This window comes from Neobacillus sp. CF12, assembly GCF_030348765.1.
Lineage (GTDB): Bacteria > Bacillota > Bacilli > Bacillales > Cytobacillaceae > Neobacillus.
Genome location: NZ_JAUCEU010000007.1, coordinates 6,027,368 through 6,041,029, shown reverse-complemented (window position 1 = coordinate 6,041,029; position 13,662 = coordinate 6,027,368). Strand labels below are relative to the sequence as shown.

At 36.3% G+C, this 13,662-nt stretch carries 10 protein-coding genes; 1 reads left to right on the top strand and 9 read right to left on the bottom strand.

What is annotated here, in order from left to right:
* Positions 1-138 precede the first annotated feature (138 nt).
* The 4 genes from QUG14_RS29215 to QUG14_RS29195 form a co-directional block, all read right to left on the bottom strand.
* Positions 139-729 (bottom strand): phosphoheptose isomerase family protein, encoded by a 591-nt coding sequence (locus QUG14_RS29215; protein ID WP_289343937.1) that lies wholly within the window; start codon positions 727-729, stop codon positions 139-141.
* Between the two features lie 905 nt (positions 730-1,634).
* Entirely contained in the window at positions 1,635-1,781 is a 147-nt protein-coding gene (locus QUG14_RS29205; RefSeq protein ID WP_289343936.1) for a hypothetical protein, read from the bottom strand.
* A gap of 309 nt (positions 1,782-2,090) precedes the next feature.
* Positions 2,091-2,789 carry a M15 family metallopeptidase gene (locus tag QUG14_RS29200; RefSeq protein ID WP_483310821.1) on the bottom strand — a complete coding sequence of 233 codons (699 nt, stop codon included), beginning with the start codon at positions 2,787-2,789 and terminating at the stop codon, positions 2,091-2,093.
* 473 nt (positions 2,790-3,262) lie between these two features.
* The gene (locus QUG14_RS29195) at positions 3,263-7,921 is read right to left on the bottom strand and encodes a S8 family serine peptidase (RefSeq protein ID WP_289343934.1); all 4,659 of its coding nucleotides are present in this window, start codon (positions 7,919-7,921) and stop codon (positions 3,263-3,265) included.
* A gap of 470 nt (positions 7,922-8,391) precedes the next feature.
* Between QUG14_RS29195 and QUG14_RS29190 the strand changes: the two genes are divergently transcribed.
* Positions 8,392-9,177 carry an SDR family NAD(P)-dependent oxidoreductase gene (locus tag QUG14_RS29190; RefSeq protein ID WP_289343933.1) on the top strand — a complete coding sequence of 262 codons (786 nt, stop codon included), beginning with the start codon at positions 8,392-8,394 and terminating at the stop codon, positions 9,175-9,177.
* A gap of 283 nt (positions 9,178-9,460) precedes the next feature.
* On the opposite strand, the gene QUG14_RS29185 is transcribed toward QUG14_RS29190, so the two are convergent.
* The 5 genes from QUG14_RS29185 to celB form a co-directional block, all read right to left on the bottom strand.
* Positions 9,461-10,780, bottom strand: coding sequence for a 6-phospho-beta-glucosidase (locus QUG14_RS29185; RefSeq protein ID WP_289343932.1), 1,320 nt, complete (start codon positions 10,778-10,780; stop codon positions 9,461-9,463).
* A complete protein-coding gene (locus QUG14_RS29180) occupies positions 10,780-11,091 on the bottom strand; it encodes a PTS lactose/cellobiose transporter subunit IIA (protein WP_289343931.1) in 312 nt (103 codons plus the stop codon). The genes QUG14_RS29185 and QUG14_RS29180 overlap by 1 nt, the downstream gene beginning before the upstream one ends.
* A 235-nt stretch (positions 11,092-11,326) precedes the next feature.
* Positions 11,327-11,635 carry a PTS sugar transporter subunit IIB gene (locus tag QUG14_RS29175; RefSeq protein WP_179160539.1) on the bottom strand — a complete coding sequence of 103 codons (309 nt, stop codon included), beginning with the start codon at positions 11,633-11,635 and terminating at the stop codon, positions 11,327-11,329.
* 14 nt (positions 11,636-11,649) lie between these two features.
* Entirely contained in the window at positions 11,650-12,186 is a 537-nt protein-coding gene (locus QUG14_RS29170; RefSeq protein ID WP_289343930.1) for an RDD family protein, read from the bottom strand.
* 12 nt (positions 12,187-12,198) lie between these two features.
* Entirely contained in the window at positions 12,199-13,536 is a 1,338-nt protein-coding gene (gene celB / locus QUG14_RS29165; RefSeq protein WP_289343929.1) for a PTS cellobiose transporter subunit IIC, read from the bottom strand.
* Positions 13,537-13,662: the final 126 nt, after the last annotated feature.

Here is a 13,662-nt window from a genome sequence, read left to right as displayed (position 1 = left end):
AATACGAAAAAGATCAGATGCGCGATAGGTTTAAAAATGAAATGAAAAAATCGACAAGTGATTAGTCACCTGTCGAAAGAAATTCTTACCCTTCTAATAAAGGGATCCTACCTTTATATTTACTTATTTATATTACGATTATGTTCTCGTAGAATCGTCCGCATTTCCACTTTTAAAAATCGGTGGAGTAAAATTATTTTCAATCATAATTTTAATAGCTTCAACTACTAATCCATTTACTACCGCAGAACCAATTATTGTTGATCCGGATTCATATGGTGTATAACTGATTAAGTCGGTTTTTTGAATTTGCCTATAAAACAAAAGGGCTCCAGTTTTCACTCGAGCCCTTTTGTTTTTATTAAAAATAAGGTAAGAAATTAAACATTCATTCAAACCTTCCGAAGACAAATTTTGTCCTTGAAAGGTAAATAATACAATTATTGATTTTTGAACAACTGTTACTGTTTTTGGCAGTGATGTTACTTTAAAACCGTCCTTTGTTACGAGATCTAGTGTGATCGTATATGTGCCATTTGGAAGATTTGTATCAGGTGTCCATTGTTTTCTTAATGTATGTTCATTCTTCACTGTCCATGAATCTACCATTTGACCACTTGCATTTTTTACAGTAATTGTCCAGTCTATTCGGGTATGGCCCCAAGCAGTAATTTTTGCTGGTTTGGTTTGGTTAATGCCAGTAGACGGAGTTACACTCCACGTTTGCATCGCCATACTCCATTTATTATAGCTTTGATCTCCCCACGTAGTCCAAGATATATTTCCTGCAAAATCCATCGCTAAAATGACAATTCCTTAGTATTAATGATGTTACAGCAGCAGTAGTCATGACTTTAAATGCCTTCAGCTTCCCCTTTTTCATTTACGTCTCTCCTTTAAAATTTCAATAGTATTCTATTTATTTCACTCAATCATGAAATTAGTAATATAATAAAATTACTAAAATATAATCTTACGCATATTTAACAAACACCGTAGAGCACTGTAACTTGGGGGAATTAAGCTGGTTTGATAGGTTTAAATGTTAAAAATTTCATTAAAAAGGTTTTATTTAAATAGTATTAATGTTATTGCAAAGGAAAAATATTTCATAATATTGGTGTCCTCTCGCAATAAATATTGGGGGAAACGAGCATAATTAGTCGAATTTTCTTTTATATAATTATTAAAGGGATTTAAAATACGTCTAAAGGACTAGAATAGAAGCTAAGGAGCCTTTCACCCCTGATTAAACACATAAAATAAGAAACCAACCCAAAAAGGTCAGTTTCCTTTGTAACTAAAGTTAATAAAATCGATAGAGGAATTGTTATAAATATGATTATATAAAGCAAGAGATCCGTCCCTTTTATGGCTGTTGAAGAACCGTTACTTTTACTGATGTAGACACTTTATAACATCTTTGTTACCAGTTCTTTTTGGGTAACAAACAAACCAAAATTTGCACTATTTATCCAGCCACTCGCTTCTTTGGTATTGGGAAAGCAATAGGTCGCATCACATTTCCCATTACTGCCACTAACATCAATTGCCAATCCCTAATAAATTTATTATAACGAATGATTGGTATCTGTTTGCCTGGATTTATATAAAATGGCTATTTTTAAGTTAATTTAATTCTTCAGTTTTAATTCCGAAAAGTGAACTAGTTTAACTTCTTGATTATAACCATCTTCACTCCTTATTTCACAGTAACCACTTGCATATTGATGCAGAATAATATATTCCTCGCCTTCAAAAATTACTATCAATTGCCCCATTTATGACCACACTCCCTATGACAAATATTGTGTAATGCCTTTTAAGTGGTCTACTCCTATGTTGTTGTTATGATAAAGTCTTAAAAACTAATGAAATGCATCTACAAAATATTAAAAAAAATAGTAAAATACGATTTTACATTGAAGACTCGGTAATAATTCTACAATCTCCGACAAGATAAAGAAATCTTGGATTTCTTAACATCATGTTAAGTATCACTTATATTTTGGATATGTTCTTCTGCAGGGAAATAAAAGGTAAACAGAACAACAAATAGCGTCAAGTTCCTAAGGAATTGACGCTTTTTGTTACTTATTAACTGGTTCTGCATGAAAATATTCTTCCAGTGTAATTCCTTTGTTCATAATTTTAAGTGCGATCGATTTACCAACATAACGAAGGTGCCAAGGCTCAAATTGATACCCAGTAATGGCTTTTTTTCCTTTCGGATATCGAATAATAAAGCCGTAATCCGCTGCATTCTCCTCTAGCCAAATGGCCTCTTTTGTTCCATCGAAGCATTCTTCTGCAGGGCACTTGCCATCTCCTCCAGTAACATCGATTGCAAGACCGGTTTCATGTTCACTCGTGCCAGGCAAAGCACTGTACGTTTTTGCTACCTCATACCCATCTTTACTTACATAAGATTGAAATAATGCCGTTTGAGTTGCATGTGATCGATAAGCCGAAACACCTAATAATGAAATACCTTGTGCTTTTGCATCAGTAAATAGTTCTTTAATCGCTCCTGCGGCCTCAGCACGCATTTTTCGCTTTTCGGTTTTCTCTTGGAAAATAAATGGAATATCTGCATAAATAAGCTCTGATGGAGAATAATTTTCTGGAAGCTTATGTAGGTGATTTACGAGAACAGAAATGCTCTCTGGGTTGGTGTCAACATGGATACTACCCTCATTCTGTTTTGCATGTACGGATGGTGTTGATTCAGGTTTGCTTTTTGTTTCCAGAAAAATGTCTGTAAAACTAGTTAATAACACTGCAAATATAATGATGCAGTCCCTGATTAATAATTTATCCAATTTGAGCACATCCATTATTTAAACTGTATACAAAGATTCATTGGGATTTTAAATTAACAGGTAGATTTTATCATCGTGACTTGGTTTAATGAACTCCAGAAAACTTAACATGTTATGAAGTAAAGCTTTATATTACCGATCTTTTAAAGTGTGCGAAGTCTACTTTACCATCAAGAAACCTTGACCACTTTGCTACTATTAAACTATTAATTATTTTAACCTGTCCCTTTATCAAAAAGAAAAAGCTATGTAGCAGCATTAACTTCTTGAATTCAACTCACCGTTAGTTTCAGTGAAGTAAAATTTATCCAAAAGTCTAATTCTTTATATCTTCTCAAAATATCATAAAAAAAAAAGACCGCATATTTCATAACTGATTGCGGTCTTTACTATTAAAGCAAATCATTGTAAATGCTTGGAATATGGCATTCCCTTATTTATTACTTAATATTACGTTTTACATTTATATTAGTTACGTTTGAAATACCTGCGTTCAAACCACCTGTTACTTTTATTCTAAACTGGTAGGAAGTATTAGCTGTTAATCCAGTCACAACCGCTTGGTGTGAGTCAACGGTAACCTGCTGTTCTGTTTTTGCAGCACTCCATGTAGCTCCATTATCGATTGATTGCTCAACTTTCACATCAGTTGCATCGACAGCAGCTAGCCAGCTAAGCGCAGCGGTATGATTAGACTTTGACTGATTTTTCAATGTGATAATCGGAGTTGCAATTCCTAACTTATTGAAGAAATCTGTAGCGTATTTACCGTCAACTTTTTCTTTTGGTGTAATGGTCGCATCAGGGTTTGATTTGTATAAATTTTTTATTAGGAAATTCATATCAGTCGTATTGACAATGCCGTCTTGGTTTAAATCTTCTATTTTAAACGTCACATTATCCTGCTGACCAAATTTATCTGCTACTTGCTTCACGTCAAGGACATCAATAACACCATCACCATTCACATCACCTGCAGCAGCTCTAGGCTGAAAACCTAAAACAGCAGCATACGATCCAATTTCCTCGCCCCAAGTCGTTTTAGTTCCTAGATTCACTTTTTGGATGCTCTTTAGATGTCCAGGAGCTTCGACCACAATATCATATGGATCCTTTGATAACGGAAGATTCTTCACACTGAAATAACCTTGCGGAAGATCAATGGTACCTGGGTATTTCACTCCATTTGAATCTTGCGCGTATACTTCCGCTCCAATTTTTGTTAAATCTTTACCCCATTGACCAGCGAATGCTTCAAGGCGCAAATATGAATCTACATAGGAATGCTTAGGGATAATTTTGTAGCTGTCAATTTGGTTAAACGAAGTGATTGTCGTTGGCGTAGATTCGCCAAACTTCGTGTAACTAAATGGTTTCGTATTTTCTTCACCGTCCATTGTATCCGCAAGAATGAAGAAATGATCGTCTACTAGCTTGAACGTTACATCAAGGAAATTGATGTCGCCATTAAAACCTGTAAATCCATCTCCACTAATATGAGCCCCTACATTGACGGAATTTTTCGTTTCATATATTGGATGTTCTTTTACGACTGTTTCGTCAACTGATACCGCTAAACCGTGTTCTTCTGCGTAGTCTTGGAACTCCTTATTCACTTTTACATCTACTAATTCAAAGTTCTTATAGAATCCAACGTCGTACGTTCCAGACATCAGCTTTTCAACATTGTTCAAGCTTAACGTCATCGTTAATGTATCGTTTTTATACACTTTTTCTTTGTCATAAGTTGGCACTACATAAGGCGTACCTTCCTTCACAAAAGCATAAGGATAAAATTCATTTAATAAATGGCCGTTTGTTGCCTTATCCATAGGGAATAAAATCATGGTTGCAGGACCATTTTCTATATCCGATTTTTCAATTCCAAATTTCACGTCCCCGTTCTCTTCTACTGGGAAATCTCCATCCGGGAAAAACTTCTGATTGTAATAATACCAAAGAGTATTATCAGATTGTGACCCAAATTGAGCCGTTCCTTCGTCAGTCAGATTCGCATGAATCCAAAAAGCATTGTAGGCATTGCCATTCATCGTCTCTTGTGTAAAGTCTGAATCCTTTAGTTCATATACTTTACCTGGTTGTTTGTCTTTGAATGTCAATTTAGGTAATGTATTGTCAACTACAATCATTTGGTCTTTCTCGTAGGTTTTCCCATCTGCCTCTACTGCTCTAAACTTCAATGTATATTGACCTTCTGGTAATGTTGCCATTGTATTCATATCCGTCTTCTCTTCTTTTGGATCTCCAATAAACGGATAGTAAGAAGGTGTGTAGTTTAAAAATAAATCTTTGTCGATAGGTGCTGTTGAAGCATCTTTCGGCATGAAGCTAGTGCTTCCTAGCGGACGGCCTTCATTATCATAAATAAACGCACGAACTGTCTTAACAGGGCTATTTAATTTAAATTTAATAGATCTAAAAGGGCCTGCCATAAATGGATGTCCAGGAGTCCAATTCACCGTGCTGATGGCTGGATTATCTAATTCAATAGACTCTATCCCCTTATCCACGACGCGAACAGCAAACGGTACACGATAGCTTTCTTGTGGATTTGCACGATTGACAATATTCACATAGCCTTCGTATCTACCCTTTTCTGCAGTCCCTAGTACACGAATCGCCGCTGTCAAATCAGCAGATGCCCCAGCCGCAACCGAAATTGACTGTGCAGATGTTGTCATTTCCACCTTATTGGATACTGCATCAAGAACACCATTTTTCGGATTCGAAAATACGTAACTGATATCGAATTCTTTTGGTTGTGTTCCTTTATTTTTAATAACGATTTTTCGACTGTCTTCATTTACAGCATCTTCTTTTCTATAGATTGTGCCATAAGCAATTGAACCTGTTTCTTCGTCAATTGTGACAAGTCTGCCGCTTTGATCCTTATTTTGCGTCTGGTCCATAACTTTAACATATACATTAGTGTGAACGGCTTCTTTTACATCAACTAATCCTGCTCCTACTTCGTATACGGAATAATCGCTAGATAACTTATCTGCTGTATTCATTAACGCCGCTTTCACATCAAAAGGTGTGTAGTCTGGGTGTGCTTGTAAAATAAGAGCTGCAATACCCGCTACATGAGGCGATGCCATTGACGTACCAGAAATACGAGCATAGGCTGTCGAATAATCGATTCCGTCTTCTGGACTATGAATGTACTCCGGATAAGTGGAATACACAGATACACCTGGTCCTACTACATCTGGTTTAATGTCATAGTTGTTCGTAACAGGTCCTCTAGAGCTGAAGCTAGCAAGATGATTCCCTTCGGTCACAACTGAACCTACACTACCAAATGTAATTTGAGAAGCTGCTTCTGCTTTTAATCGTTCTCCATCCGCTTTTGTCAAACGGAACGCTGGAATAAAGTTTATATTTTGTGCTAAATAATTATCGATTTGACCATCGATATTGTTATATATAATAACAGCTGCCGCTCCCGCTTTTTTAGCGTTTGCAACTTTCTCCGTAAATGCGTACGTTCCACGCTCAACTAATGCCACTTTTCCGGTAAGATCGATCGGTTGACCATTCGCATCTTGATAATCGTTCTCTCCACCTAAGCCCACAAAGACGATTGGATACGATTTGGTCGTTAGCGTTTCTAAGTTATCCTTAAAATCTTTTCCTAACAGCATCATATTGTCGAACGTTTCACTGCCAACAGTTGCTGATACTGTAGGAATCACCATTGGGAAGTCGCTTGCTCCAACTGTAATGGCTAATGCTGCCGTTCCCGGCGAACCAAGCGTTTTCTCACCTGGACCTGCGTTTCCTGCTGAAATGACACATGTCACTCCAGCAAGTGTAGCATTATTAATCGCAACGGATTCTGCTATTAACGGATCGTTCAGTGCCACACCTAATGAAAGGTTAATAACGTCCATACCATCCTGTACCGCTTTATCAATACCACCAATAATGCTGCTTGAATATCCCTGTCCATATGGACCTAACACACGGTAGCCATATAAATCAACATCTGGTGCTACACCTAAAGCTGGATTGTCAACCGGATTTTCTCCTTGCGCTGCAATCGTGCCTGCTACGTGAGTACCATGATAAGTATAATACGTCTGTTCACCATAATTAGGCGATCCTGAATTTAACCAATCTTGATATGTCGTCTCCATTGGATCAGCATCGTTATCAACGAAATCCCAACCCTTTACCGTTGTTTGATCAATTGTAGTTAGATCTTCTCCATCTTTTTTACGATATCCTTTGTATACATTATTTAAATCTGGATGATTATAATCAATACCCGTATCAAGGACACCGACTTTAATTCCATCACCCGTTACACCTTCATTATGCAATTCTTCAATACCAGGAAGTGGTATTGAATTCTCTTTCAACGTATTTGTAGCAGTGCTTTGCACCGACACACTTTGTTGATTGATTGTCGCTGAATTTGATTTCAATTGTCCATTACCAGCTGTTAAACTATTAGTATTTGAACCTTCTGGACCAATTGGATCAATTTTTACAACTTTATCTTCATAAATTCGACTTACTAAGCCTGACTCTAGTAATTTTTCTACATCGGTTCCTGGGAGTGTCATCGCTACCCCGTTAAACGCGTGCTTGTATTCATTCGTAATTTTAATAGTTGATAGATTAGTAGAATTAAACGGAGTTACAGCACTAACTCCTTCTATTTGTTTAGCTAATGTTTGAACATAATCTTTAAACTTTTTATGACTTTCCTTTACCTTTTTAGTAGCGTCTGATAACGAAATCTCATTTCCGGATATTTGCTCCTGAATGACTGAGACTTCTGCTGGAGCTTGTTTAAATTCCACAATAACGCGTACAGGCTCAGAGCTGTTGACGTTAATTTTTGGAGAAATGGTTATATCATTCTCAGTATTAATTTTGTTCATAGCCTCGATCTGCGCTTGGGTTAAATTTAATGACCCTGTTTGAGATGAACTACTTTGAAGCGTACCTTGGATGGTACTTTGGCTTGGGCTTTCAGCCAAAACATTATAAGGTACGACAGAGGACATCAATAAAAGCCCCATTGTTGTCGTAGTAAGAATTTTATTAAACCTATTTTTCCCCAAAACAATTCCCCTCCCAAATGATAAATTCTTTTTTTATAAATTTTTCGACAATTTACTACTTTTTATTTTACTTTAGGTTTTTTCTGTAGTAAATTGGGGGAATTTGATACAAAACGAATAAAAAATGAGTGGCATTATCGCTTAAATATGTATAAATTTTAAACATTTTGTTGTTATGGCTTATGTTTTATGCAAAAAGAACTTGGGGAAATCCATATAATCTAATTGCAACAATATAAGAACCTATAGCCTTTTGGAATTATTTAATAGCCATTCTCCATGACTATCTTAAGGGGGATTTGTTCTTGAAGACCCTTGTTCAAAATTCATAGCTGTACACCTTTTTTAATATTAGTAATACTTACTTACACATTAAAATCATTAATTTTATTTCATTATCATTTATGAGTATGATGAATAGTAATAAGATTTTAAAATCTTCAAATATTTCCAATACAGGAGGAATCAGCATGTCATTGAACCAATTTTTTGATTTAACAGGGAAGACAGCAATCGTACCTGGGGGCGGGAGCGGGTTAGGCCGTCAAATGGCAATTGCACTTGCAAAAGCTGGTGCTACCGTTGTAGTAGGTTCACGTCGTTTAGAAGTTTGCGAGAACGTTGTAAAAGAAATTGAAACGTTAGGTGGACAAGCATTTGCCCTTGCATTGGATGTAACAGATCCTGAATCTGTTGGACAAGCTGTAGAGAAAGTAATTTCTCAATTTGGCAAGATCGAAATTTTAGTCAACGCTAGCGGAGTAGCTTATGAAATCCCAGCGACGGAGATGCCTGTTAAAGAATGGCAAGTTATGATTGATACAAATTTGACAGGTACATTCTTAATGTGTCAGGCTGTTGGAAGACATATGATTGAAAATAAATACGGAAAAATCATTAACGTTTCTTCAACTGTCGCAACTAGGGGTACAGACCCAGAAGTAGTAGACTCTGTAGGATATGCAGCAAGTAAAGGTGCAGTCAACACGTTAACGAAGGACCTTGCAGTCAAGTGGGCTCGTCATGGACTGACTGTGAATGCTATCGCACCTGGAATCATGACTACTGGAATGAATGATCCACAAGTAGAAGGTACACTTGCAAATAGATTGGGCGGGGAAGGTACTAAGACTCCTTCAAGGAGATTAGGCAGAGATAGTGATATAGCTGGAGCTGTCATTTATTTTGCTTCGGCATCCTCTGATTATTGTAATGGAAATATATTAGGTATTGATGGAGGACTTGGGGCTAAGTAATATTTATACCCAGCCTTAGTTCGATAATTTGATAGAGCACTAAAAACAGAGGCTACCTAATTCCTCTATTTTTTAATTTTGATTTTTAAAATGCTTATAGAACTTATTACATTCGAATTGATCGATTGTTCAATGATAAAGCTCTCTTAAATAACTTTATTGATCATCAACAAAACCCACCGAATAATGATCCGGTGGGTTTTATGTATCAACGTTGCTTTAAGTGTATACGACTTTTTTCTATTATCAAGAAATCAGATAAAATACCTGACAATCAGATTGGCTATTTTTTAAAAAACCTTGGTAAATATGCTTTGTGTGCCTCTAGCATTTCGTCTACAATCGCTATAGCCATTTTATCGTTTGCAACAAGCGGATTGATCGTCAATGCAACGATTGCTTTTTCACGACTTCCTTCTACCGCAGCCTCAATTGCCATCTGTTCAAAAGATTTAATCGTTTGTATCAATCCTCGAACTGGAACTGGCATTTCTCCCATCGTTAATGGTACTGGACCATCCTTTGTAATGACACAGCTAACTTCAACAGCACTGTTATATGGCAGGCCTGAAATTGCCCCTTTGTTCATTGTATTCAATGGTTGAATATCTCGCGTATCATTGTAAATCGATGAGATCAAACGACACGCCGCATCGGAGTAGTATGCCCCGCCACGTTTTTCTAACTCAGGTGGTTTTACATCTAGCGTTTCATCTTTATATTTTTCAAATAGAGATGCTTCAATCCGTTGTACGACTTCTGCACGTGTTTCACTAGACTCAAATTCTTTCAATTCTCTTGCCAACATCTCAGATGTTTTATAGTAGTAGTGATGGTATGAGCATGGGATGACATTGATACCTTTGAGGAATTCAGGTGCCCACTCCTCTGCGTCAATATTTTTTACAAAACTTGCATTTGCAGGGTCCATGATCATTTCAAGAACTTTATCTTTTACACTCACTCCATCTAGATAAACCTCTAATCCAAAAACCATATGATTAAGACCAGCAAAATCAATCCGAACACGAGAGTGATCCACATTTAATAGATTTGCAATACCCATTTCCATTCCAATCGGAATATTACAAAGGCCAATAAATTTCTTAATATTTGAATATCTTAATGCTGCCTCTGTCACCATACCTGCAGGGTTTGTAAAGTTAAGTACCCACGCATTTGGACAAAGCTCTTCAACTTCCTTACAAATATCTAAAATTACTGGAATCGTACGGAGCGCTTTAAACAAACCACCTGCACCATTGGTTTCTTGCCCGATAACACCATGTTTTAATGGAATTCTTTCATCAAGTGCACGTGCAGCCAATTGCCCAACACGAAGTTGTGTCGTAACGAAATCAGCATCTTTCAAAGCCTCACGACGATCATACGAAAGGTGAATCTCAATTGGAACCCCAGCTTTTTTGACCATACGCTTTGCTAGCGCACCAACTGTTTCTAATTTTTTGCGACCTGCTTCGATATCAACAAGCCAAAGTTCTGTAACTGGTATTTTTTCATAACGCTTAATAATGCCTTCAACTAGTTCCGGCGTATAACTAGAGCCCCCACCAATTGTCACAACTTTAAATTTCTTTGACATTACTTAAGGCCCCTTTCATACAAGTCAACGAACTCTTTTGCCAAGTCTTTTACGGTCATCGCATTCATCAGGTGATCTTGGGCATGAATCATTAAAAGTGAAATTTCTGTTGGTGTTCCACCAATCTCTGATTGAATGAGCGATGTTTGAATATGATGTGCCTCATTTAAAGAATCACTTGCTTCTTTTAATTTCTTGCGTGCTAAATCCATATTCTGTTCTTTTGCTGCATGAATGGCTTCCATTGCTGCACTTCGACCATTTCCACCATGTAAAATCAATGTAAAAATTTCTGTTTCATGTTTTACCATAAAACTGACCTCCTTCCTCTTTCAAGAGAAATTTTGAAACTCTGTAAGCTTATGACCACAAATTTTCTATGTTAAAAACCCCTTTGGGTATTCTTGTATTCTATAAAATTTTCAAACTTAAAATTTTTTATATTATAATGTTTTTTTTTCATGTCATTCATAATGCCTTTTGAACTCAAAGTCATTTGCTTTCAAAAGGCATTATATAAGAAGAGACACTTCTTTTGATCTGTATCTACTTATTTTCTATTAGTTTTATTGCTTGCTCGAGAATAGCTTCACCATCACACATGCCATAATTCATCATATCAATAACTTCAACTGGAATGTTTTTCTCCCCACAGATGTTTTTCATTTCGTTCAAAAGAAAACGTACTTGTGGTCCTAACAATAATACATCAGCCTCTTCGACTTCTGAGCGAACAACTGATTCAGAAACTGCCCAAATATGTGCTGAAATCCCTTTTGACGCAGCAGCTTTTTCCATTTTTGTAACGATTAGACTTGTAGACATGCCGGCAGCACAACAAAGTAAAATATTCATTATTTTTTCCCCTTCTATTCTAAGCTAGTAACGTCGTTCTTATTGACTACGACTAATCGAGCTAATCGATCGTGTGCAGCTAATGAGTTTGGATTAGCAAATATGCTTATAACGGATATCAAAAATGGAAGGCCCTGAAAAAGAAACATCGATAAAAATTTAAAGAAACTTCTAACAATCACTAATAATCCATAAGCAAGCTTACCATTTTTGTTATTGATATGTGTTAGTTTCAATCGAAAAATCATCTTCCCAATTGTAGAACCTCTTAATAATAAGGTTGTTAAGACATCATAACAAAACCAGATTAGAAGCGATTGGAGAAAAGCTTCATTAAAAAGAGCCATTACCTGTACAGTAGCCTCTTGACTAGCTGCTTCACTCATTGTTTTTTGAATTTCAATCATCTTTGTTAAGACTCCAGGAAAGTTTGCAAAACCTGTTATTCGATAAACAATTGAAAGTAGGATTGAGACAATCACCGCATCTAGGGCAAAAGCAGCTATTCTTTTTAATCGAATCTGAGTAAATATTTTCTTTTTCATGTCCATAGTAAGTATTCGCTAAAAATTAAGATTTCCTTTGGAATCTATAATATTATTAGCTTTCTCCATTTCTAAGTTTTTCTTATCCCACATCTTAATGAATGGGAACCAAATTGTAGAGGCAACTGCAAAAGCAACCAATTGCATGACTACACCCATAATTTTACCGCCAGTCATAAGATAACCACTGATGAAATATGGTGTTGTCCATGGAATAATCGTACCAGTCGTTTGTGGGAAAATTCCCATTGACGTACCAAAATAAGTAACGGTTAATACTGCTACTGGTGCCAGCATGAAAGGAATCATTAAGAATGGGTTTAAGACAACCGGAACTCCAAACATAATTGGTTCGTTGACATTAAAAATGGAAGGTCCAATCGCCAAACGTCCAACCTTCTTTAGAAGATTTGATTTTGCTAAAAACATCATATAGATAGCAACTGGTAACGTAGCACCTGATCCACCCATCCAGATACCATTCTCATAGAATGTATACGTAATGATATGCGGCAGTGTCTTTGCACCCTCTTTTACTGCTGCTAAGTTTGCATCTGCATTTGTAATCCAAATAGGTTCCATAACAGAAGTGATGATGGATGAACCATGGATTCCAAAACTCCATAAGAGATGTTCCATTAAACTTGCGATAAGCGTACCAATGTAGGTTGAACCTAAGATCGTAAATGGTTGTGTGACAACGACCTGTATAAAAGTTGCAAAAGTTTCCCAACTAGTTTGCGCAAATATAAATCTAATAAATAAGAAGAAAATAATAATAACCAAACCAGGAATAAGTGCTGTAAAGGAACGTGAAACGGTTGGTGGTACAGTATCTGGTAACGTAATGACTATCTTCTTCTGTAAGAAGAAACGATAAATTTCAGCGGTAATAATGGCAACAATTAATCCAACAAACAAATACTGTGCACTAAAAATATCAGGTGACCAAGCGGATACGCTTTCTTCATCAACCGTGAAAGTGCTCATAATGTTAACAATTAAATATCCTGCTAATGCTAAAACACCAGCTGGAACACCATCAATATTCTTTCCATCGACTTTATAACTGCCTGCTAGTGAAAATGCTACACCAAATACAGCAATTAATGCGATGATACCCATTGTACCGTTATAAACGATGTCTCCAAAAGCATTCCAATTGTCACCAAAGGTTTTTGCCATGAAGTTTTGATACCATTCTGCTTCTAACCAAGCTACGATAATGAAAAACGAACCAATTATCATAAGAGGCATTGCAAACATAATACCGTCACGTAAGGCAAGCAAATGTCTTTGATTACCTATTTTCGAAGCAATTGGTAAAAATTTCTCTTCAAAAAAATTACTTTTCATTGAATTATCACTCCTAAAAGGATTAGGATCTTGGTAAATCAGAAATTCCCCTTATACCAAGATCCTTTTAAAAAAATTTATTTAATTTAAATAAGGGATAATATTAATGAGCTTTGGCAAATAGTA